Source organism: Nitratireductor thuwali (genome assembly GCF_036621415.1).
In the GTDB taxonomy this organism is placed as follows: domain Bacteria; phylum Pseudomonadota; class Alphaproteobacteria; order Rhizobiales; family Rhizobiaceae; genus Chelativorans; species Chelativorans thuwali.
Genome location: NZ_CP030941.1, coordinates 3,404,556 through 3,425,404, shown reverse-complemented (window position 1 = coordinate 3,425,404; position 20,849 = coordinate 3,404,556). Strand labels below are relative to the sequence as shown.

The 20,849-nt window shown below is 65.2% G+C and carries 17 protein-coding genes and 1 pseudogene; 5 read left to right on the top strand and 13 right to left on the bottom strand.

Features of this window, described 5'->3' with window-relative positions; translation table 11 throughout:
* Positions 1-5 precede the first annotated feature (5 nt).
* The 7 genes from NTH_RS16560 to chvE form a co-directional block, all read right to left on the bottom strand.
* Positions 6-1,532, bottom strand: coding sequence for an aldehyde dehydrogenase (NADP(+)) (locus tag NTH_RS16560; RefSeq protein ID WP_338531046.1), 1,527 nt, complete (start codon positions 1,530-1,532; stop codon positions 6-8).
* A gap of 58 nt (positions 1,533-1,590) precedes the next feature.
* Complete coding sequence (locus tag NTH_RS16555) at positions 1,591-2,517, bottom strand: Gfo/Idh/MocA family protein (RefSeq protein WP_338531045.1); 927 nt, start codon at positions 2,515-2,517, stop codon at positions 1,591-1,593.
* A 110-nt stretch (positions 2,518-2,627) separates the two neighbouring features.
* Positions 2,628-4,373, bottom strand: a complete 1,746-nt coding sequence (gene araD, locus NTH_RS16550) for an L-arabinonate dehydratase (protein ID WP_338531044.1) — start codon at positions 4,371-4,373, stop codon at positions 2,628-2,630.
* Between the two features lie 158 nt (positions 4,374-4,531).
* A complete protein-coding gene (gene araD1 / locus NTH_RS16545) occupies positions 4,532-5,497 on the bottom strand; it encodes an AraD1 family protein (protein ID WP_338531043.1) in 966 nt (321 codons plus the stop codon).
* A gap of 11 nt (positions 5,498-5,508) precedes the next feature.
* Positions 5,509-6,684, bottom strand: a complete 1,176-nt coding sequence (mmsB, locus tag NTH_RS16540; protein ID WP_338531042.1) for a multiple monosaccharide ABC transporter permease — start codon at positions 6,682-6,684, stop codon at positions 5,509-5,511.
* A gap of 166 nt (positions 6,685-6,850) precedes the next feature.
* The gene (mmsA, locus tag NTH_RS16535) at positions 6,851-8,371 is read right to left on the bottom strand and encodes a multiple monosaccharide ABC transporter ATP-binding protein (RefSeq protein ID WP_338531041.1); all 1,521 of its coding nucleotides are present in this window, start codon (positions 8,369-8,371) and stop codon (positions 6,851-6,853) included.
* 213 nt (positions 8,372-8,584) lie between these two features.
* Positions 8,585-9,652 carry a multiple monosaccharide ABC transporter substrate-binding protein gene (gene chvE / locus NTH_RS16530; protein ID WP_338531040.1) on the bottom strand — a complete coding sequence of 356 codons (1,068 nt, stop codon included), beginning with the start codon at positions 9,650-9,652 and terminating at the stop codon, positions 8,585-8,587.
* Positions 9,653-9,817: 165 nt separating this feature from the next.
* On the opposite strand from chvE, the gene NTH_RS16525 reads away from it, so the two are divergent.
* The gene (locus NTH_RS16525) at positions 9,818-10,762 is read left to right on the top strand and encodes a LysR family transcriptional regulator (protein ID WP_338531039.1); all 945 of its coding nucleotides are present in this window, start codon (positions 9,818-9,820) and stop codon (positions 10,760-10,762) included.
* Positions 10,763-10,809: 47 nt separating this feature from the next.
* Here NTH_RS16525 and NTH_RS16520 read toward each other — a convergent pair whose 3' ends face one another.
* The 3 genes from NTH_RS16520 to NTH_RS16510 form a co-directional block, all read right to left on the bottom strand.
* Complete coding sequence (locus tag NTH_RS16520) at positions 10,810-11,628, bottom strand: ATP-binding cassette domain-containing protein (protein ID WP_338531038.1); 819 nt, start codon at positions 11,626-11,628, stop codon at positions 10,810-10,812.
* Positions 11,604-12,683, bottom strand: coding sequence for an ABC transporter permease (locus tag NTH_RS16515; RefSeq protein ID WP_338531037.1), 1,080 nt, complete (start codon positions 12,681-12,683; stop codon positions 11,604-11,606). The genes NTH_RS16520 and NTH_RS16515 overlap by 25 nt, the downstream gene beginning before the upstream one ends.
* Positions 12,684-12,901: 218 nt before the next feature.
* On the bottom strand, positions 12,902-13,936 hold the full coding sequence (locus NTH_RS16510) for a sugar ABC transporter substrate-binding protein (RefSeq protein WP_422392443.1): 1,035 nt from the start codon (positions 13,934-13,936) through the stop codon (positions 12,902-12,904).
* Between the two features lie 402 nt (positions 13,937-14,338).
* Between NTH_RS16510 and NTH_RS16505 the strand changes: the two genes are divergently transcribed.
* From NTH_RS16505 to NTH_RS16490, 4 genes and pseudogenes are all read left to right on the top strand, one after another.
* A complete protein-coding gene (locus NTH_RS16505) occupies positions 14,339-15,490 on the top strand; it encodes an ROK family transcriptional regulator (protein ID WP_338531036.1) in 1,152 nt (383 codons plus the stop codon).
* A gap of 28 nt (positions 15,491-15,518) precedes the next feature.
* Positions 15,519-16,448, top strand: coding sequence for a carbohydrate kinase family protein (locus NTH_RS16500; protein WP_338531035.1), 930 nt, complete (start codon positions 15,519-15,521; stop codon positions 16,446-16,448).
* A gap of 77 nt (positions 16,449-16,525) precedes the next feature.
* A pseudogene (locus NTH_RS16495) lies at positions 16,526-16,808 on the top strand (toxin-antitoxin system TumE family protein).
* Positions 16,805-17,164, top strand: a complete 360-nt coding sequence (locus NTH_RS16490) for a transcriptional regulator (protein WP_338531034.1) — start codon at positions 16,805-16,807, stop codon at positions 17,162-17,164. The pseudogene NTH_RS16495 and the gene NTH_RS16490 overlap by 4 nt, the downstream one beginning before the upstream one ends.
* A 35-nt stretch (positions 17,165-17,199) precedes the next feature.
* Here the strand turns inward: NTH_RS16490 and cysQ are convergent, their stop codons facing one another.
* The 3 genes from cysQ to cysD are packed head-to-tail and all read right to left on the bottom strand — an operon-like array spanning position 17,200 to position 20,847.
* Entirely contained in the window at positions 17,200-18,024 is an 825-nt protein-coding gene (cysQ, locus tag NTH_RS16485; RefSeq protein WP_338531944.1) for a 3'(2'),5'-bisphosphate nucleotidase CysQ, read from the bottom strand.
* 2 nt (positions 18,025-18,026) lie between these two features.
* On the bottom strand, positions 18,027-19,940 hold the full coding sequence (gene cysN, locus NTH_RS16480; RefSeq protein WP_338531033.1) for a sulfate adenylyltransferase subunit CysN: 1,914 nt from the start codon (positions 19,938-19,940) through the stop codon (positions 18,027-18,029).
* Between the two features lies 1 nt (position 19,941).
* On the bottom strand, positions 19,942-20,847 hold the full coding sequence (gene cysD / locus NTH_RS16475) for a sulfate adenylyltransferase subunit CysD (RefSeq protein WP_422392408.1): 906 nt from the start codon (positions 20,845-20,847) through the stop codon (positions 19,942-19,944).
* Positions 20,848-20,849: the final 2 nt, after the last annotated feature.

Below are 20,849 nucleotides of genomic sequence, written 5' to 3'. Positions count from 1 at the left end.
TTCCGTCAGACTTCCGCCAGATCGGTCGGCAGCAGCGCCGGCGGCATGTCCTGGAAGGCGATCGGGCGCAGGAAGCGGCGGATCGCCAGCGTGCCGACCGAAGTGGTCGAGACATTGGTGCTGGCCGGATAGGGGCCGCCATGCATCATCGCGTCGCTGACCTCCACGCCGGTCGGAAATCCGTTGGCGATGAGACGTCCGGCCTTGCGCTGGAGGATGGGCATCAGCGAGGCGGCCAGCGTCCGGTCCGCGTCGTCCATGTGCAGCGTGCAGGTCAGCTGACCTTCCAGGCTGTGCGCCACCGCCCGCATCTCCTCTTCGTCCTTGACCCGCACCAGAAGGCCCAGCGGTCCGAAGACCTCATTGTGAAGGTCGGGATTGGCAAGCCAGTCCTCGCCCGTCGTCTCCAACAGGTCCGGGCCGCTGTTGCGGCCCTCGCCGGTGGAGGCGAGCGTGGCCTTGGCGCAGCCGAGCCCCACCACCTTGTCGCGCCCGCGCCGGTAGGCATCGGCGATACCGCTGGTCAGCATGGGCTGTGCAAGGACCTTTTCCAGCACGCCCTTGGCCGTTTGCGCGAAGCCGTCGACATCGTCTCCGGCTAGCGCGATGGCGACGCCGGGGTTGGTGCAGAACTGACCCACGCCCATGGTCAGCGACGCCGCCCAGCCTTCGGCGATCTTTCCGCCGCGCGCGCCGAGGGCGGCGGGCAGCAGGAACTGCGGATTGACGGAGCCGAGCTCGCCGAAAAACGGGATGGGCTCGTCGCGGCCCTGAGCGAGGTTGAACAGCGCACGCCCACCGCCCAGCGACCCGGTGAACCCGATCGCCTTGACCAGCGGATGCGTGACGATCGCCTCGCCTGCCTCGTTGGTGTTGCTCTGGATCAGCGAGAAAACGCCCGGGTGCTGTCCTGTCTTCTCGATGGCCGCGGCAATGGCCTCGGCCACGATCTCACCGGTGCCCGGATGCGCCGGATGGCCCTTCACGATGACCGGGCAGCCGGCCGCGAGCGCCGACGCCGTGTCGCCGCCGGCGGTGGAAAAGGCCAGCGGAAAGTTCGAAGCGCCGAAAACGCCCACCGGCCCGATGGGAAGCTGCATCAGCTTCAGGTCCGGCTTGGGCAGCGGCTGGCGGTCGGGATTGGCCGGGTCGTGGCGGCGGTCGAGATAGTCGCCCTTCTCGATATGGTCGGCGAACAGCCGAAGCTGCCCGGTGGTGCGTCCGCGCTCGCCGTTGAGGCGGGCTTCCGGCAGGCCGGTTTCCTGGACGCCGATCTCGGTAATGGCCGCGCCGCGCGCTTCGATCTCGTCGGCGATGGCGCGCAGGAATGCGGCGCGCTCGGTGCGGCTGGAATAGCCATAGGTCCAGAACGCTTCCTCGGCCGCCTTGGCGGCCCGGTCCACATCCGCCGCCGTTCCGACGAAGAACTCATGCTTGGGCCCGGTAACGGGATCGGAAGCAAATCTCTTGTCCCCCGCGACCCACTCGCCGGCAATCAAATGTTTTCCACGGGGCTCGAAGCTTTGGGACATCGTAGGATCCTTGGGTTTGGGAGATTTGGGGTGAATGATGCCTTGGGCATTGCCCTATCTATTCATGAAAGGGCTCCACGTCGACCTTGCGGCCGCAAAGAAATGCATCGGCGACGATCTTCAGCGGGCTGAGGTCGACGTCGACCTGCTTGCTGGCGACAAGCTCGGCGAAGCGGGCATAAAGACCGTCATACTCGGCCTCCGGCTCCTCCTTGCGCATGCGGCCGTCGACGCTCATGCTGGCGCCGCCGCGGGAAAGCCTGAGCTCGCCCTGGTCGGTGCGGATGGCGATGCCCCAGGTCTGCGGCCCTTCCTGGCGCCAGTCGAAAACGGCTTCGACGGCCACGCCGTCGAGATTCCTCATCGACAGTTTCGCGGCAATGGGCATTGCCCGGTTTTCCGGCGTTTCGAGTATCGCTCCGGTCACGAACACGGAGGGCACGAGCGCCGTCAGGATCGACAGGGCGTTGATGCCGGGATCGAACACGCCGAAACCGCCCGCCTCCCATATCCAGTCCTGGCCGGGGTGCCAGCGCCGCACGTCCTCCTTCCAGACGATCTCGACCGAACGGATCGTCTTGCCCTTCAGCCATTTGCGGGCCGGCTCCACGGCCGGCGCAAAGCGCGAATGCCAGGTCGCAAAGAGGCTGACCTGATGGTGCTCGGCCAGCGCCACCAGCGCCTCGACCTCCCCGAGCGTGGCTCCGGGCGGCTTTTCCAGCATCACGTCGCGCCCCGCCTTGATGGCCGAAACCGCCATCTCGAAACGCGATGAAGGCGGCGTGCACAAGGAGACGGCCAGAACGTCCGGGCGCGCCGAAAGGAAGGCTTCCAGATCCGTGAAGTTCTCGACGCCGTCCACCTTCGCATTGCGGCTGACGCCGGCCGCCAGGGCGAAGGACGGCGAACGCTCGATGGAGGGGATATGCTGGTCGCGGGCGATCTTGCCTATGCCGACAAGACCGATCTTCGTCGGTTCACTCATGGTCGCTCCTGCAGCATCGGTCCAAAAATCCGGATCGGTCTTCGGAAAGCACGATGCGTGGATTCAAAAGGTTCGAGCGCCCTTGTGCGTCCAAATGGACGCACGGCGCTCTAGTGCGAATCGCGCGGCACGGCATTGCCCCGGCATCCTTTCAGAAAGTCGAAATCGGCGCCGGTATCGGCGCCCTCCACATGGTCGTGGAAGAGCTGCGCGTAGCCGCCATTGGGCCGCTCGACCCGCGGCGTCCAGGCCTCGAGCCGGCGTTGCAGTTCCTCGTCAGATACATCGAGATGCAGGCGGCGCGCCGGCACGTTGATTTCGATCATGTCGCCATTGCGGACCACCGCCAGCGGGCCGCCCACCGCCGCCTCCGGCGAGGTATGCAGCACCACGGTGCCGTAGGCTGTGCCCGACATGCGGGCGTCGGAGATGCGCACCATGTCGGTGACGCCCTTCCTCAGCACCTTCGGCGGAAGCCCCATATTGCCGACCTCCGACATGCCCGGATAGCCCTTCGGCCCGCAGTTCTTCAGAACCAGGATGCATGTCTCGTCGACATCCAGCGCGTCGTCGCCGATCTTGGCCTTGTAGTCGTCGATGTCCTCGAAGACGACCGCCCTGCCCCGGTGCTGCAGCAGCTCCGGCGAAGCCGCCGAAGGTTTCAGCACGGCGCCGCGCGGCGCGAGGTTGCCCTTCAAGACGGCGATGCCGCCCTGCTGGGTCAGCGCCTTGTCGAGCGGGCGGATGACGTCCTCGTTCCAGTTGCGGACGTCCTTGATCTCGTCCCAGACCGGGCCGCCCGATACCGTCAGCGCGTCCCGGTGCAGCTTGCCGCCCTCGGCCAGCACCTTCATGACGACCGGCAGGCCGCCGGCATAGAAGAACTCCTCCATGAGATATTTGCCGGAGGGCATGAGGTTGACGATGGTCGGCAGATCGCGGCCCAGCCGGTCCCAGTCGTCCAGCGTCAGGTCGACGCCCGCCCGGCCGGCGAGCGCCAGCAGATGGACGACGGCATTGGTCGAGCCTCCGATGGTCCCGTTGACGCGGATGGCGTTCTCGAACGCCTCACGCGTCAGGATGTCGGAGGGCTTCAGGTCGTCCTTCACCATGTCGACGATGCGCCTGCCCGACAGATGCGCCATCACCCGGCGGCGGCTGTCGACGGCGGGGATCGCGGCATTGCCGGACAGGGCCATGCCCAGCGCCTCGGCCATCGAGGCCATGGTCGAGGCGGTTCCCATCGTGTTGCAGGAGCCGGGCGAGCGGCTCATCGCCTGCTCGGCCTCGAGGAAATCCTCCTGGCTCATGGTGCCGGCCTTGATCGCCTCCGACATCTGCCACAGCGCCGTGCCGGAGCCGACGCGCTCGCCGCGGAACCAGCCGTTCAGCATCGGGCCGCCCGAGATGACGATGGCCGGCAGATCGGTGCTGGCGGCGCCCATCAAGAGCGCGGGCGTGGTCTTGTCGCAGCCGGCCAGAAGCACCACGCCGTCGAGCGGGTTGGCGCGCAGCGCCTCCTCCACATCCATGGCTGCCAGATTGCGGTACATCATGGCGGTGGGTCTGAGCGCGCTCTCGCCGGTCGAGAAAACCGGAAACTCCAGCGGCAGTCCGCCCGCCTCGTAGATGCCGTGCTTCACCCGCTCGGCAAGGTCGCGCAGATGCGCGTTGCAGGGGGTCAGCTGGGACCATGTGTTGCAGATGCCGATCACCGGCCGCCCGTCGAAAAGATCGGCTGGCAGGCCCTGGTTCTTCATCCAGGAGCGGTGGTAAATGTGATCGCGCGACGTGCCGCCGAACCACTCTTGCGAGCGCAGCTTTCGCGGCCAGGGCTTGGGGTTGAATGCGCTCATGCGTTTCTGCTTCCTTTCCGGAACCAATGGCCGGAATGCCATGTGAATGTGTTGCAACGGACGGAATGGATAGCGCCCCTTCGCACCCCCCTCTGCCCGGCAGGGCAGAGGGGGGGTAAAGAAGCGCTGGCGTCTCCGGGCATGTTCCCGCTCCCGCCCTAAAGCGCCTTCACCGCCGCAAAACCCTTCTTCTCGCGCCCATGCGGGTTCCTCAGCGGCAGGCCGAAATCCGGCGCGGAGATCTCCCACACATCGCCCTCGCCGCACGATACTCCGTCGGCGAAGGAGAGCGTGGCGGTGCCGAACATGTGCACGTGCAGGTCGCCCGGCTGGCGGAACAGGCCGTATTTGAAATGGTGGTATTCAAGATTGGCGATCGAGTGGGACATGTTGTCCTCGCCCGAAAGGAACGGCTTTTCCCAGACCACCTTGCCCTCCCGCAGGATGCGCGAGGTGCCCCTGATGTCGCGCGGCAGGTCGCCGACCAGAAGCTCGGGGCCGAAGGAGGCCGGCCGCAGCTTGGAATGGGCGAGAAACAGATAGTTGATGCGCTCGGTCACGTGGTCGGAGAACTCGTTGGCGAGCGAGAAGCCCAGCCGGTACGGCTGGCCGTCGGCGCCCACGACGTAGAAGCCGGCGATCTCCGGCTCCTCGCCTCCGTCCAGCGCGCAATCGGGCGAATGGAGCGGGTCGCCGGGAGCGACGGCGCATGTGCCGGTGCCCTTGTAGAACCATTCGGGCTGGACGCCTTCCTTCCCCTTTTCCGGCTTGCCGCCCTCGATGCCCATCTTGAACATCTTCATGGAGTCGCTCATGCCCTTTTCGTCGGCGTGCATGGCGTCGCGGGTGGAGGCCGAGCCGAGATGGGTGAGCCCGGTTCCGGTCAGGAACATATGGGCCGGATCGGGATGGCGGACGGGGCAGTCGAGCGCGCCTTCTTCGGCGAGCGCCGCAAGGTCCACGGCATCGCCCAGCCCGCGTGCTTCTATTGCGGCGGCCAGCGACATGCCCCTGTCGATGGCCTCCACCGCCAGCGCATAGGTGCTCTCGGCGCCGTTCACCAGGCGGGCGTCATTGCCCCGGCGGAAGATGACGCCGCCCTTTTTCAGTTGCGAAAGATGCATGTCCTGCCTCGTCAGCTGGATTTGTTCTTGTTGTAGACGTCGAAGATAACGGCCGCGAGCAGCACCAGCCCCTTGATGACCTGCTGATAGTCGATGCCGATGCCGACGATCGACATGCCGTTGTTCATCACGCCCATGATGAAGGCGCCCACCACCGCGCCGACGATCTTGCCGACGCCGCCCGACATCGACGCACCGCCGATGAAGACGGCGGCGATCACGTCCAGTTCGAAGGCCACGCCCGCCTTGGGCGTCGCCGTATTGAGGCGCGCGGCGAAGATCAGCCCGGCAAGGGCGGCCAGCATGCCCATATTGGCGAAGGTGAGGAAGGTCAGCCTCTCGGTCTTGATGCCGGACAGCTTCGCCGCCTTCTCGTTGCCGCCCAGCGCATAGATGCGCCGGCCAAGCGTGGTCGAGTTGGTCAGGAACGTATAGGCCGCCGTCAGCACCGCCATGGTGATGAGCACGTTCGGGAAGCCGCGATAGGTCGACAGCAGATAGGACAGGTAGAGGATCGCGAAGGCGACCAGCCCGTTCTTGGCCAGGAAGAAAGGGAAAGGCTCGTCCTCGATGCCGTACTCGGTGTTGCGGCGGCGGCTGCGCACGGCCAGATAGACGATGCTGCCGGCCGTCAGCGCGCCCAGGAGAAGCGCGGTGATGTTCGGCTTTGCCGTACCGAATATATCGACGACGAAACCGGTGCTCAAAAGCTGGAACTCGCGCGGGAACGGGCCGACCGACTGCCCCTCGAGCAGCCACAGCGTCAGGCCGCGAAAAACGAGCATGCCGGCCAGGGTGACGATGAAGGACGGAATGCGCCAATAGGCGATCCAGTAGCCCTGTGCCGCGCCGATCAGGATGCCGGTCGCAAGACAGGCCGGAATGACGACGAAGCTCGGCAGGTCCCAATTGACCATCATGACGGCGGCCAGCCCGCCGATGAAGCCGACGACCGAGCCCACCGACAGGTCGATATGACCGGCGACGATGACCAGCAGCATGCCCAGCGCCATGATGACGATGTAGCTGTTCTGCAGGATCAGATTGGTCAGGTTGACCGGCCGCATCAGCGTTCCATCGGTCACGACCTGAAAGAAGCCCATGATCACCACGAGCGCGACCAGCATGCCGTAGTCGCGCAGATGGTTTTTCAGATAGCCGCCGATAGAGGTTGCAGCGCCTTCCATTCTTTTCTCCCCCGGGTTCGAACCCGCCTTTTCTGCCTTGCCGCGGCTCCAGAGCGCCGTGCGTCCATCCGGACGCGCAAAGGACGCTCTGTCCTGTTGTTAAGCCCGGTGCGTCCATCCGGACGCACAAGGGACGTTCCGTCTTGTTCTTCTTCCGTGGCCATCCTCACGACCTCACGATCATCGACATGATCTTTTCCTGGGTCGCCTCGCGCCCGTTGAGCTCGCCGACCAGCCGCCCTTCGTTCATCACATAGATGCGGTCGCACATGCCGAGCAGTTCGGGCATCTCCGACGAGATCATCACGACGCCCTTGCCCTGTGCTGCCAGCTCGTTGATGATCGTGTAGATTTCGAACTTGGCGCCGACATCGATGCCCCGCGTCGGCTCGTCGAGGATCAGCACTTCCGGTTCGGCGAAAAGCCATTTCGACAGCACGACCTTCTGCTGGTTGCCGCCCGAAAGGTTCATCACCTTCTGGAAGACGCTGGGCGTGCGAATGCCAAGCGCCTTGCGGTAGCTCTCGGCGACCTTGCGCTCCTCGGCGTCGTTGATGACGCCGTTGCTCGAGACGCGCGCCAGATTAGCCAGCGTCGTGTTGCGCAGGATGTCCTCTTCGAGGATCAGGCCGAGCGCCTTGCGGTCCTCGGTCACATAGGCCAAGCCGCTGTCGATGGCGCGGCCGACCGTGGAAACGTCGACCTCCTTGCCGCGCAGCTTTACCGAACCTCTGATACTGTTGCCGTAGGAGCGGCCGAAGATGCTCATGGCAAGCTCCGTGCGGCCCGACCCCATGAGCCCCGCGATGCCGACCACCTCGCCGGCCGCCACCTTGAAGGAGACGTTCCGGATCACCTGCCGGTCGGAATGATCGGGATGGGTGACGTTCCAGTCCGAGACCTCCAGCAAGGTCTCGCCGATGTTCGGCGTCCGGTCGGGATAGCGGTGCGCCATGTCGCGGCCCACCATGTCGCGGATGATGCGCTCTTCGCTGATCTTCTCGGCGTGGCAGTCGAGCGTCGAAACCGTCTGCCCGTCGCGCAGGACGGTGATGGAATCGGCCACGCGGCTCACCTCGTTGAGCTTGTGCGAGATGAGGATCGAGGCGATGCCCTGCGCCTTGAACTCCAGCAGCAGATCGAGAAGCTTCTGGCTGTCGTTTTCCTGGAGCGAAGCGGTGGGCTCGTCCAGAATGAGCAGCTTGACCTTCTTCGACAGCGCCTTGGCGATCTCGACGAGCTGCTGCTTGCCGACGCCCAGCTTGTCGACCAGCGTGGAAGACCGTTCCCGAAGTCCGACTTTCCTCAACAGTTCGTCGGTGCGGGAATTCGTCTCCGGCCAGTCGATGACGCCGGCGGTCGCGACCTCGTTGCCGAGAAAGATGTTCTCGGCGATCGACAGCAGCGGCACCAGGGCCAGTTCCTGGTGAATGATGATGATGCCGACCTCTTCGCTGTCGGAGATGCCGGAAAAGGAGACGGGCTTGCCGTCGAACTCGATGTCGCCCTCATAGGTGCCGTGCGGGTAGACGCCGCTCAGGACCTTCATCAGCGTCGATTTGCCGGCGCCGTTTTCGCCCACCAGCGCGTGGATTTCGCCGGGTGCGACCCTGAGATTCACATCGTCCAGGGCCTTCACGCCGGGGAAGACCTTGGTGATGCCGCGCATCTCCAGAATGGGTTCCATCGAAAGCGTTCCGCTTTTTCACATACAGCGCCGCGCGTCCCCTGGGGCGCGCAAAGGCCGCTGCCAATTGCTGAATCTACGCATCGGCCCACCTGAACGGTGTGGACGGGCGGAGCATCCCCGATCGCCGGGTTAGCTGGCGCGCCCGCCCCCGTGGGCGCGCCGCCCCGGCCCGGTCCGCCCGAAGGGCGAACCTTTCTGCCGGCCTCGTTGCTACTTGATCTGGTCCATCTCGTAGTAGCCGCTGCCGATCAGGACTTCTTCCCAATTGTCGGCATCGACCAGCACAGGCTCGAGCAGGTAGGACGGAACGACCTTGACGCCGTTGTCATAGGTCTCGGTGTCGTTGATCTCCGGCTCGCCGCCCTGCAAGAGGGCATCGACCATGCCGACGGTGACTCCGGCCAGCTCGCGGGTGTCCTTGAAGATGGTCGAGTACTGCTCGCCCGCGAGGATGGACTTGACAGAAGGAATCTCGGCGTCCTGGCCGGTGACGATGGGCATCTTGAGATCGCCCGAGCCGTAGCCCACGCCCTTGAGGGAGGAAAGGATGCCGATGGACAGGCCGTCATAAGGCGACAGAACGCCGTGCACCTGCTTGTCCGTGTAGTAGGCGGACAGGAGGTTGTCCATGCGCGACTGGGCGACCGCGCCGTCCCAGCGCAGCGTGCCGACCGTGTCCATGCCCTGCTGACCGGAAACGATCTCGATGTCGCCGGAATCGATCAGCGGCTGGAGCACGGACATGCCGCCATCGTAGAAGAAGTAGGCATTGTTGTCGTCGGGCGAGCCGCCGAACAGTTCCACGTTCCACGGCTTCTGGTCGGGGAAGCGCTCCTTCAGGCCCTCGACGAGCGAGCTCGCCTGCTGCACGCCGACCTGGAAATTGTCGAAGGTGGCGTAGTAGTCGACATGGGGGCTGTCGCGGATGAGCCGGTCGTAGGCGATGACCTTGATGTCCGCCGCATTGGCGTTCTCGAGCGCATTGGAAAGCGTCGTGCCGTCGATGGCGGCGATGACGAGCACGTCGACGCCCTTGGTGATCATGTTCTCGATCTGCGCGAGCTGGTTCGGGATGTCGTCCTCGGCATATTGCAGATCGGTCTCGTAGCCGGCCTCATTGAACTGCTTGACCATGGACTCACCGTCCGAGATCCAGCGCGCGGAGGACTTCGTGGGCATGGCGATGCCGACATAACCCTTGTCCTGTGCCTGCGCGGTGCCTGCAAACATGGCAGCACCCAGCGCAAGCGACGTGAAAATCGCTGTAAGTTTTCGCATTGCTTTCCTCCCAAGCCCTCCAGCACGGTTCTTCGGCCGCGGTCAGGCAAAGTCTCTTGAGTGAACGGATCTCCCCGATCCGTCATTGAGACTAGGGAGGTGGTGCATACCAATCAAATTCATTTTTCGCTTAACTGCATGCCAATATTGGTATAATCAGCCCGGATGCTCATCGACGCCACCGCCAGGCTCAAGCTCACCCATTTCCGCCTCATCGCGGCGGTCGCCGAACACGGCCAGCTTAGCATCGCCGCTTCCATGCTTGGCATGACGCAGCCGGCGGCGTCGCGGATGATGACCCAGATCGAGGCGATCGTCGGCGCCAAGCTCTTCGAGCGGCACGCAAAGGGAATGGAGCTGACCGATCTCGGCCAGCTCATCGCGCGCCACGCCGACACGCTCTTGAGCCAGGTGCGCGACACCATGCAGGAGATCGACGAGTTCAAGCTCGGCAAGGGCGGCCGGGTGAGGGTCGGCGCCGTCACCGGCGCGGCGGTCGGCTATGTGATGCCGGCCATCCAGAAGCTCAAGGCGGGCTCGCCCCATGCCGACGTGCATATCGACGTCGCCCCCAGCGATGCGCTGATACGGGAATTGTCAGCGGGCAATTTCGATTTCGTCCTCGGCCGCATTCCCCGCCCCTACGATCCCCGCCATTTCACCATCGCGCGCGGACGCGGCGAGGTCGTCGAACTGCTCGTGCGCAAAGACCACCCGCTGGCGGCCGTCCCGTCCTTGTCCCTCCATGCGTTGAGCCACTATGAATGGGTGATGCAGACGCTCGGCACGCCCCTGCGGGCAGCCGTCGAAACGGCCTTCATGGAAGCTGCGGCGCCGCTGCCGCAGAACATCATCAACACCACCTCGCTCCTGGCGATGATCGCGCTGCTGGTGACCTCCGACGCCATCGCCCCGCTCTCCCGCGAGGTCGCCGAACTGCTCGGCGGCAACAATGGCGGCCTCGGGCTGGCGCGCCTGCCCGTGGACACGCCGATCGTCGTCACGCCGTACCATCTTCTGTCGCTGAAGAGCCGGGCGCTGTCGCCGCTCGCCGCCCGGCTTCACGCGCTGGTCACGACGGAGCTGGCGCGCGGCGGCGCGGAGAGTTGACGAGCGGCCATCCAGATGATCCCGGACTGAAAACCGCGACTGCAGAATTACGCCGCCATGGCCTCGGCAGGCGGCTCCTTGGCTCCCGTCATGAAGGCCACCGCGTCCGACATCGTGTAGTCCTTCGGGTCGATCACGCAGAGCCTGCGGCCGAGCCTGTGGACATGGATGCGGTCGGCCACCTCGAACACATGGGGCATGTTGTGCGAGATGAGCACGATCGGCATGCCGCGCGCCTTCACGTCCTGGATCAGTTCCAGCACGCGGCGCGATTCCTTCACGCCGAGCGCCGCGGTCGGCTCGTCCATGACGATGACCTTAGAGCCGAAGGCGGCGGCGCGGGCCACCGCCACGCCCTGCCGCTGGCCGCCCGACAGCGTTTCCACCGCCTGGCCGATATTCTGGATGGTCATGAGGCCGAGATCGCTGAGCTTCTCGCGCGCCTGCCGTTCCATCGCCTCGCGGTCCAGCGCCCGGAACCAGCGCCCCATGAATCCGGGCTTGCGCAGTTCGCGGCCCAGGAACATGTTGTCGGCGATGGACAGAGCCGGCGAAAGGGCGAGCGTCTGGTAGACGGTCTCGATGCCGTGTTCGCGGGCCTCCAGCGGCGAGCGGAAGCTGACCGGCTTGCCGTCCAGCCTGATTTCGCCCTCGTCGGGACGGATCGCGCCCGAAATCGCCTTGATGAGGGTGGTCTTGCCGGCGCCGTTGTCGCCGATCACCGCCAGCACTTCGCCGGGATAAAGATCGAAATTGGCATTGTCGAGGGCGACGACCCGGCCATAGCGTTTGACCAGGCCGCGGCCGGTGAGCACGGGTTGGGCCACGGGTTGAAGGTTGGTCATGCCGACACCTTTCTGATCCATTGATCCATCGCAACGGCGATGATCGTCAGCCAGCCAATGGCGAAGACCTGCCAGAGCACGTCGACGCCGGCGAGCCGCAGTCCCGAATTGAACACGCCGACGATCAGCGCGCCGACCAGCGGCCCGATGATCGAGCCGCGCCCGCCGAACAGCGATATGCCGCCGATCACCACGGCGGTGATGGACTGCAGGTTCGCTTCCTGGAAGCTTTGCGGGGAGACCGAGCCGACGCGGCCGATGGCCGCCCAGGCGCCGATGGCGCAGACGAGGCCGGCCACCGCATAGACCTGCACGAGCGTGCGGTCGGTGCGGATGCCGGCAAGCTCGGCCGCTTCCTTGTCGTCGCCCACCGCGTAGACATGCCTGCCCCAGGCCGTGCGGTTGAGCACGTACCAGAGCACGGCGAAGATCATCACCATCAAGATGGAGCCGAACGTGAACTGCGCACCGCCGATGCGGATGCTTTCGCCGAAGAATTTGAGCAGCGGCGCGGCGGCGTCGATGTCCTGGCTGCGGATCGACTGGGCGCCGGAAAGCCACAGATTGAGGGCGAAGAAGATGTTCCAGGTGCCGAGCGTCACGATGAATGGCGGCAGCTTCACGCGCGTGACGAAGAAGCCGTTGAGCATGCCGGCCAGCGCCCCGCAGCAAAAGCCGATGCCTATCGCCAAGGGCGCTGGCACGCCCATATTGACCGCGAGATTGCCCATGATGACCGAGACCAGCACCATGTTCGCGCCGACCGAAAGGTCGATGCCGGCGGTCAGGATGACGAGGCTCTGGGCCGCGGCAAGAATGCCGATGATCGACACCTGCTGCATGATCAGCGACAGGTTGAACGCGCTGAAGAAATTGCCGCCGGCAATCACGCCGAAGGCGGCGACGCTCAGCACCAGCACGATGACCGGCACCATCGTCGGGTTGGCGTGCAGGAAATGCTGCAGGCGGTCGACGAAGTTCCTCTCATGGCCCTCGAAGGCGGCCACTTGCGCGTCGCTGCCGCCCAGGCCGTCCTCGAAGTCCTGCTTGCGGCGCGCCGCATCCGCATCGCTCATCATCATTCCTCCCGTCATTCCGCCGGCGCTCGCGCCGGTGGGTCAGCCGGGCGGCGGGAAGCCGCCACCGGTGCCACAACGAATTCTACGCGTGAATCCCGCCGGAGATCGAATCTATTTTGCCTGCCGCCGATCCCAAGGGAGCAGGTCCCAGGGAGCAAGGCCGCGGGACGACAAGGTGCCGTCCCGCGAGCGTTTCGATGACAGGTCGGCCTGCCTCAGCCCCAGCAGCGCTCGAGGCCCTCGTCGGTGCCGATCGACTCCAGCCCTTCCACCGGCTGGTCGGTGACCAGCGTCACGCCGGTGTTGAAGAAGTCGAGACCCGGGCTCGGCTCCGGCACCTCGCCGGTTTCCGCGAACTTGGCGATGGCCTCGACCCCAAGCGACGCCATCAGCAGCGGATATTGCTGCGCCGTCGCGCCGATGACGCCTTCCTTCACGTTCTGCACGCCGGGGCAGCCGCCGTCGATCGAAACAACCAGAACGCCTTCGGTCTTGCCGAATGAAGAAAGCGCTTCATAGGCGCCGGCGGCGGCGGGTTCGTTGATCGTGTAGACGACGTTGATGTCGGGATCGCGCTGGAGAAGGTTCTCCATCGCCTTGCGGCCGCCCTCCTCGTTGCCGTTGGTGATGTCGTGGCCGACGATGCGCGGATCGTCCTCGTCGCCGATCACGTTCGGATCCTTCGTGTCGATGCCGAAGCCGGTCATGAAGCCCTGGTCGCGCAGCACGTCGACCGACGGCTGGCTCGGCGTCAGGTCGAGCATGGCGATCTTGGCGTTGGCCGCTTCCTCGCCGAGCGTCTTGGCCGCCCACTCGCCGATCAGCTCGCCGGCCTTGAAATTGTCCGTGGCGAAGGTCGCGTCGGCGGCATCGATGGGCTCGAGCGGCGTGTCGAGCGCGATGACCAGCAGCCCCGCATCCCGCGCCTTCTTGACGACGGGAACGATGGCCTTGGTGTCGGAAGCCGTTATCAGAATGCCCTTGGCGCCGGAGGCGATGCAGGTTTCGATGGCCTGCACCTGGGTCTCGTGGTCGCCGTCGACCTTGCCCGCATAGGTGGACAGGTTGACGCCGAGTTCTTCAGCCTTGGCGCGCGCGCCCTCCTTCATCTTGACGAAGAAGGGATTGATGTCGGTCTTGGTGATGAGGCATGCGCCGACCTCCTGCGCGGATGCCGGCTGCGCCAGCCCGAGAAAGCCTGCGCCGGCGATCGCCAGTGCGGCTGTCTTGAGTGCGGTGGTCTTGAGCAACGAATGTTTGTTCACGGTAAATCCTCCCGAAAAATCTCGATGACGCCCGCAGGCGCACCAACACGCCATACGGCCAGCCCGTCAGCGTCATTCAACAAAACAAAAAGCGGGAACGCCTGTCAATAGATAAATCACTCTTATTTATTTATTGACAGGCCCCTTTTGCAAAGGGCATTCTTCATGCGGGAGGCGGCACGGGAGGGCTTCCAGGACAAGCCGGCAGACCCATACGGTTCGGAAACCCGACCATAAACGAGTTGAGCCGCGATTTTGATCGATCAGAATCGGAAAGGCTCTGGAGGAGATGAGGGCGTGGAAGGCGGCTCGACACGGAACGGCGATAGTCCAGGTTCCCCCCGGCAGAATCCGGGGCGGCAGAATCTGGGGACGAACCAGAGCGGCATGCGCGACTTCAACGAGCGCCTGGTGATGTCCCTGCTGCGTCAGCACGGAAGCATGGCCAAGACCGAGATCGCCCGCATGACCGGCCTGTCGGCGCAGACGGTGTCGGTGATCATGCGCGGCCTGGAGGCCGACGCGCTGCTGATTCGCGGCAGCCCGCAGCGCGGCAAGGTCGGCCAGCCGTCGATCCCGATGAGCCTTAACCCCGACGGCGCCTATTTCTTCGGCCTCAAGATCGGCCGGCGCAGTTCCGAGCTCGTGCTGATCGATTTTCGCGGCACGATCCGGCGGATGCGCCAGCACTCCTATGCCTGGCCGACGCCCGAAGAGACCATCGCTTTCGTGATGGACGACATCGCGCAGCTTCGCCAGGCCGAGGACCGCGCCGTGTGGGACCGCATCGGAGGCCTCGGCGTCGCGATGCCCTTCGAATTGTGGAACTGGGCCGATGCGGCGGGCGCTCCGGCAGGCGCCATGGACGGCTGGCGCGAGATCGACATGCGCCGTGAACTCTCCGCCCGATGCCCCTTCCCCGTCTATCTGCAGAACGACGCGACCTCGGCATGCGGCGCCGAGCTGGTGTTCGGCACGCCGCTCAAGCAATGCGACTTCATCTATTTCTACATCGGCGCGTTCGTCGGCGGCGGGATCGCGCTCGGGGGACGCCTGTTCGGCGGCCGCACCGGCAATGCCGGCGCGCTGGGGTCGATGCCGGTGCCCGGCCCCGGCGGCAGGACCCGGCAGCTCATCGACGTCGCTTCGATAAGCGTGCTCGAGAAGGCGCTGGTCGCCCGCGGACGCGAAGCCCAGCATCTGTGGACCGCGCCCGACGATTGGGGCGATCTCGGCGAGGACCTGGAACGCTGGATCGAGGGCGCTGCCGAAGGGCTGGCCGACGCGATCATCGCGGCGGCCGCGGTAATCGACTTCGAAGAATCCATCATCGAGGGCTGGATGCCTCTTTCCGTGCGCTCGGAGATCGTCCGCCGCACGAGGCGGTTCCTGCAGACCAAGGACTCCGAGGGGCTCAGCCTTCCCGATGTGCGGGAGGGAACGGTCGGCAAGCATGCGCGCGCGCTGGGCGGCGCCAGCCTGCCTCTGGCCGAGCGCTTCCTGGTGGGGGCGCCGTCAAGTCCCGCACATTCGCTCTGACACCGCTCTTGTTTTGAAAGGAAGCCGCATGATCCTGTGTTGCGGAGAAGCGCTGATCGACATGTTGCCGCGAAAGACGGAGGGCGGCGAAACCGGCTTCGTGCCCTATCCCGGCGGCTCGGTCTTCAACACCGCCATCGCCCTTGCCCGGCTCGGCGTTCCCACCGGCTTCTTCTCTGGCCTTTCGCGCGATCTGTTCGGCCGGCAGCTCTGCCGGAGCCTTGAGGAGAGCGGGGTCGACATTTCCCCCGCACGGATCAGCGACCGGCCCACCACGCTCGCCTTCGTCAGCCTGTCCGGCGGGCAGGCAAGCTATCATTTCTACGACGAGAACTCCGCCGGGCGCATGCTCACGCCCGCCGACCTGCCGGCGCTGGGCGACGACGTGCCGGCCCTGCTCTTCGGCGGCATCAGCCTGGTGAGCGAGCCTTGCGGGAGCACCTATGAGACGATGATGGAGCGGGCGGCCACCAGCCGCGTCACGATGCTCGACCCCAATATCCGCCCCGCCTTCATCGCCGACGGGGAAGCCCACCGGAGCCGGATGCGGCGCATGATGGGCCTGGCGGACATCGTCAAGATTTCCGAGGAGGATCTGACCTGGCTGGGCGGGTTCGACGGGGCGGAAGCAGCCGCGCGGGCATATCTGTCCCATGGCGCAAAGCTGGTGATCGTCACAAGGGGCGGCGAAGGCGCGCACGGCTTCTGGAACGGCGGCTCGGTGTTCGAGCCTGCCTTGAAGGTCGATGTGGTGGATACGGTCGGCGCCGGCGATTCCTTCAATGCCGCCATCCTCGCCTGGCTCGACGAGGCCGGCAGGCTGACCAAGGATCACCTTGCCGCGCTCGACGGGCGGGCCGTGCGCGAGGCGCTGTCCTTCGCGACCCGCGTCGCCGCCGTCACCGTATCGCGCGCCGGCGCCAACCCGCCGCGCCGCGACGAACTCGGCGGGCGCTGAGCGTCCGTTTCTTTCAAGGTGCCAGCAAGCGTTGTTATCATTGACAACGCCGACTGAGTGTTGTTAGTAATAACAGCATGAAGGCTGAGCTGATTGAGAAATCGCGGACCGTGATCAATGACACAGCCTTCTTCGAGGTCGTCTTGTGGCTCCTGCCCGCCCCGGCCCCCGGTAGCGAACATCCGTTCAAATACAGGCTGGCGCTGGTGATCAACAACGAATGTGTCCTGCGCTACGACAACGAGCGCGGCAAGGGCGATCACCGGCACCTGGGGAATTGCGAGGAACCTATCGAATTTACCTCGCTTGGAGGCCCTATTTGACGCCTTCCACGCCGACATGGAAAGGATACTCCAATGAACACGCTGACCGTGCGCCTGAGTACCATGGCCGATGTCAAAGCTCGTTTTGTCGAGGCTGGAGAACGCGCCCTCGCGGGCAAGGCCGCCGAGGTCACCTCCACGCTGAATTTTGCCAGCTATGAGGACATGCACAAGGTCTTGGCACCCTCCCGCCTCGCGATAGTCAAGACGCTGGCTGGGCAGGGGCCCTTGTCGATCCGGGAAGTCGCGCGCCGGGTCAAGCGCGATGTGCAGGCCGTGCACCGGGATGTGACTTTGCTCGTCAATACAGGCGTTATCGACCGCACCCAAAGGGGAGTCGAATTCCCCTATGACACCATCCATTTCGAGTTCGATGTGAGCGCGGCCGCCTGATCACCTGAAAAGGCCAGATTCCAGCGATGGCCCTTTCAGTCGGGCCGGCTTCCCGCCCCCTCGGCGACAAAGAACGAACTCGCAAAGGCTTCGATGCCGTCGGCGCCCTTCGGCCCGTAGGTGAGCGGGCTGCCGTCGAGGTTGAGCGTTCGGCCGCCGGCGGCGCGCAGGATGGCGTCGCCCGCGGCCGTATCCCACTGCATGGTGGGGCCGAAGCGCGGATAAAGGTCGGCGTCGCCACGGGCGATGATGCAGAATTTGAGCGACGAGCCGACCGAGACGGTCTCGGCGCCCGGATGGCGGGCGATGAACGCCCCGGTTTCCGGCGTCAGGTGCGAGCGGCTGGCGACGATACGGGGCGGCTGTCGCATGGTCTCAGTGCGGATCGGCCGGCGGTCCGTCAGCGTCTTGCCGTCACGGCAGCGGGCTTCGAACGCGGCGCCCGGATGGCCGGCATAAAGCAACCCCTGCGCGGGCGCGTAGACCACGCCGAGCACCGGCGCGCCAGCGCGCACGAGCGCGATGTTCACCGTGAAGTCCGGCCGGCGGTTGATGAATTCGCGCGTGCCGTCCAGCGGGTCGACCAGCAGGAAGCCGCCATCGCCGCATACCGGTATCACGCCGCCCGATGCCGCCTCCTCCGAGACGCAAGGGGTGCCGACCGGCAGCCGCGCCAGCCCGGCGAGGATGATCGCCTCGGCCTCGCGGTCCGCTTCGGTCACCGGCGATGCGTCGGCCTTTTCCTCGACCGCGACGCCGGCCTCGTAGTGGCGCATGATCGCCGCGCCGGCCTCAACGGCGAGTTCCTCGAACAGGCTCAGCAGGGCGGTCTCGTCACCCGGGGCAGCCGCCTTCGGCATGGTCAGCAATAGCCCTTCTCCCGCAGCCAGGCTTCCAGTTCGTCGGCGAGCTCTTCCGGTTCCCGGCCGACGGTGCGCAGATGGATATCCGCCCGCTCCGGTTCCTCATAGGGGGAATCGACGCCCGTGAAGTTCTTGATCTCGCCCTTGAGCGCTCTTGCATAGAGCCCCTTTGGATCGCGCTTTGCACATTCCTCGAAAGGCGTGTCGACGAACACCTCGACGAACTCGCCCTCCGGCATCATGTCGCGGGCCATGCGCCGTTCGGCCCGGAACGGAGAGATGAAGGAGACAAGGACGATCAGCCCCGCATCCGCCATCAGCCTGGCGACCTCGGAGACGCGGCGGATATTTTCCACCCGATCCTCCTCGGTGAAGCCGAGATCGCGGTTCAGCCCATGGCGCACATTGTCGCCGTCGAGGATGTAGGTGTGCCGGCCGCTCGCGTGCAGCTTCTTTTCCAGAAGGTTGGCGATGGTCGACTTGCCGGAGCCCGAAAGCCCGGTGAACCACAGGACCGCCGGCTTCTGGTGCTTCTGCTCGGCCCGCGACGCCTTGGTCACGTCCAGCGCCTGCCAGTGGATATTGGCCGCCCGGCGCAAGGGGTGCAGGATCATGCCGGCGCCGACCGTGGCATTGGTCAGGCGGTCGATCAGCACGAAGGAGCCGGTGGTGCGGTTTTCCGCGAAGGTGTCGAAGGCGATCGGTGCCTGCAGCGAGAAATTGCACACGCCGACCTCGTTCAGGTCGAGGCACTTGGCCGCCTCATGGGCGAAATTGTGGATGTTCACCCGGTGCTTGAGATGGCTGACCGTGGCGCTGACCTCGTCCGTCTCAGTGCGCAGAATATACATGCGCCCCGGCATCAGCGGATGCTCGTCGAACCACACCACATTGGCCGCCAGCTGGTCGGCGACATGGGGCCGCGCGTCGGGCGCCACCAGCATGTTGCCGCGCGAGACCTCGATCTCGTCCTCGAGCACCAGGGTGACGGCTTCGCCCTCGCCCGCCCGCTCGCGGTCGCCGTCATAGGTGGCGATGCGCTTGACCCGCGACGGCTTGCCGGACTTGGCCACGACGACCGCATCGCCCACCCCGATCTCGCCCGAGGCGACCGTGCCGGCAAAGCCCCGGAAGTTCAGGTTCGGCCGGTTCACATACTGCACGGGAAAGCGGAACGGCTTGTCGCGAAGGTCGCTCTCCACGTCCAGCGTTTCCAGATAGCCGATCAGCGACTGGCCGGTATACCAAGGCGTGTTGGCGGAAGCCCGGGTGACATTGTCGCCATAGCGGGCCGACATCGGGATGGGCTGGATGGTGGCGAAGCCCAGATCCTTCGCGAAAGCCCGGTAGTCGGCCACGATGCCGGCGAACACCGCCTCGTCGAAATCCACCAGGTCGATCTTGTTGACGGCCAGCACGACGTGCCGGATGCCGAGCAGCGAGGCAATGATCGAGTGCCGGCGCGTCTGCGGCAGGATGCCCTGGCGCGCGTCGACCAGCACGACGGCGACATCCGCGGTGGAGGCGCCCGTGGCCATGTTGCGCGTGTACTGCTCATGGCCGGGCGTGTCGGCGACGATGAATTTGCGCTTGGGCGTGGCGAAGAAGCGGTAGGCGACATCGATGGTGATGCCCTGCTCGCGCTCGGCCTCCAGCCCGTCGACCAGAAGCGCCAGGTCGATATCCTCGCCGGTGGTGCCGTGCTTTTTCGAATCCTTCTCAAGCGCGGCAAGCTGGTCCTCGAAGATCAGCTTCGTGTCGTAAAGCAGCCGCCCGATCAGGGTCGATTTGCCGTCGTCGACGGAACCGCAGGTCAGGAACCGTAGGAGCGTCTTGTTCTCCTGCAGCGCCAGATAATCGCGGATGCCCCCGGCATCGGCCTCGAGGGGAATGGTTTCGGTTACGTCCAGCACCTCAGAAATACCCCTCGCGCTTCTTCTTCTCCATGGAGCCCGCCTCGTCCTTGTCGATGGCCCTGCCCTGGCGCTCCGAAGTGCGCGCCGTCAGCATCTCGGCGACAATGGCCTCGAGCGTATCGGCGGACGATTCGATCGCGCCGGTCAGCGGATAACAGCCGAGCGTGCGAAAGCGCACCATGCGCTCTTCGATCCTCTCGCCCGGCAAGAGCTCCATCCGGTCATCGTCTACCATGATGGTCATGCCGCCGCGCTCCACCACGGGGCGCTTCTTGGCGAAATAGAGCGGGACGATCGGAATGTCCTCCTGCAGGATGTACTGCCAGATGTCGAGCTCGGTCCAGTTGGACAGCGGAAACACGCGGATCGATTCCCCTTGCGCGACGCGCGTGTTGTAGGTCTTCCACATCTCCGGGCGCTGGTTCTTGGGATCCCAGCCATGCGTCTTGGTGCGGAAGGAGAAGATGCGCTCCTTGGCGCGCGACTTCTCCTCGTCCCGGCGGGCGCCGCCAAAGGCCGCGTCGAAGCCGTGCTTGTCCAGCGCCTGGCGCAGCGCCACCGTCTTCATCACATGGGTGTGGACATTGGAGCCGTGGCTGAAGGGGCCGATGCCCTCGCGCACGCCGTCCTCGTTGATGTGAACCAGAAGATCGAAGCCGAGCTCGCGCGCCATGCGGTCGCGGAAGTCGATCATCTCGCGGAACTTCCAGGTCGTGTCCACGTGCAGGATGGGAAAGGGCGGCTTGGCCGGATAGAAGGCCTTCATCGCCAGATGAAGCAGCACCGAGGAATCCTTGCCGATCGAATAAAGCATCACCGGCTTGGAAAAGGTCGCCGCCACCTCCCGCATGATGTGGATCGCCTCGGCTTCGAGCCGCTGAAGGTGCGATAGGGTCGCCGGCATCT

Bases quoted from the DNA above. Each gene is read 5' to 3' on its own strand.
- NTH_RS16525 (WP_338531039.1), top strand. From the start codon at position 9,818: ATGCTCATCGACGCCACCGCCAGGCTCAAGCTCACCCATTTCCGCCTC.
- NTH_RS16500 (WP_338531035.1), top strand. From the start codon at position 15,519: ATGATCCTGTGTTGCGGAGAAGCGCTGATCGACATGTTGCCGCGAAAG.
- chvE (WP_338531040.1), bottom strand. From the start codon at position 9,652: ATGCGAAAACTTACAGCGATTTTCACGTCGCTTGCGCTGGGTGCTGCC.
- NTH_RS16505 (WP_338531036.1), top strand. From the start codon at position 14,339: ATGCGCGACTTCAACGAGCGCCTGGTGATGTCCCTGCTGCGTCAGCAC.
- araD (WP_338531044.1), bottom strand. From the start codon at position 4,373: ATGAGCGCATTCAACCCCAAGCCCTGGCCGCGAAAGCTGCGCTCGCAA.
- NTH_RS16560 (WP_338531046.1), bottom strand. From the start codon at position 1,532: ATGTCCCAAAGCTTCGAGCCCCGTGGAAAACATTTGATTGCCGGCGAG.
- araD1 (WP_338531043.1), bottom strand. From the start codon at position 5,497: ATGCATCTTTCGCAACTGAAAAAGGGCGGCGTCATCTTCCGCCGGGGC.
- mmsA (WP_338531041.1), bottom strand. From the start codon at position 8,371: ATGGAACCCATTCTGGAGATGCGCGGCATCACCAAGGTCTTCCCCGGC.
- cysD (WP_422392408.1), bottom strand. From the start codon at position 20,847: ATGCCGGCGACCCTATCGCACCTTCAGCGGCTCGAAGCCGAGGCGATC.
- mmsB (WP_338531042.1), bottom strand. From the start codon at position 6,684: ATGGAAGGCGCTGCAACCTCTATCGGCGGCTATCTGAAAAACCATCTG.
- NTH_RS16520 (WP_338531038.1), bottom strand. From the start codon at position 11,628: ATGGATCAGAAAGGTGTCGGCATGACCAACCTTCAACCCGTGGCCCAA.
- NTH_RS16515 (WP_338531037.1), bottom strand. From the start codon at position 12,683: ATGAGCGATGCGGATGCGGCGCGCCGCAAGCAGGACTTCGAGGACGGC.
- NTH_RS16490 (WP_338531034.1), top strand. From the start codon at position 16,805: ATGAACACGCTGACCGTGCGCCTGAGTACCATGGCCGATGTCAAAGCT.
- cysQ (WP_338531944.1), bottom strand. From the start codon at position 18,024: ATGCCGAAGGCGGCTGCCCCGGGTGACGAGACCGCCCTGCTGAGCCTG.
- NTH_RS16555 (WP_338531045.1), bottom strand. From the start codon at position 2,517: ATGAGTGAACCGACGAAGATCGGTCTTGTCGGCATAGGCAAGATCGCC.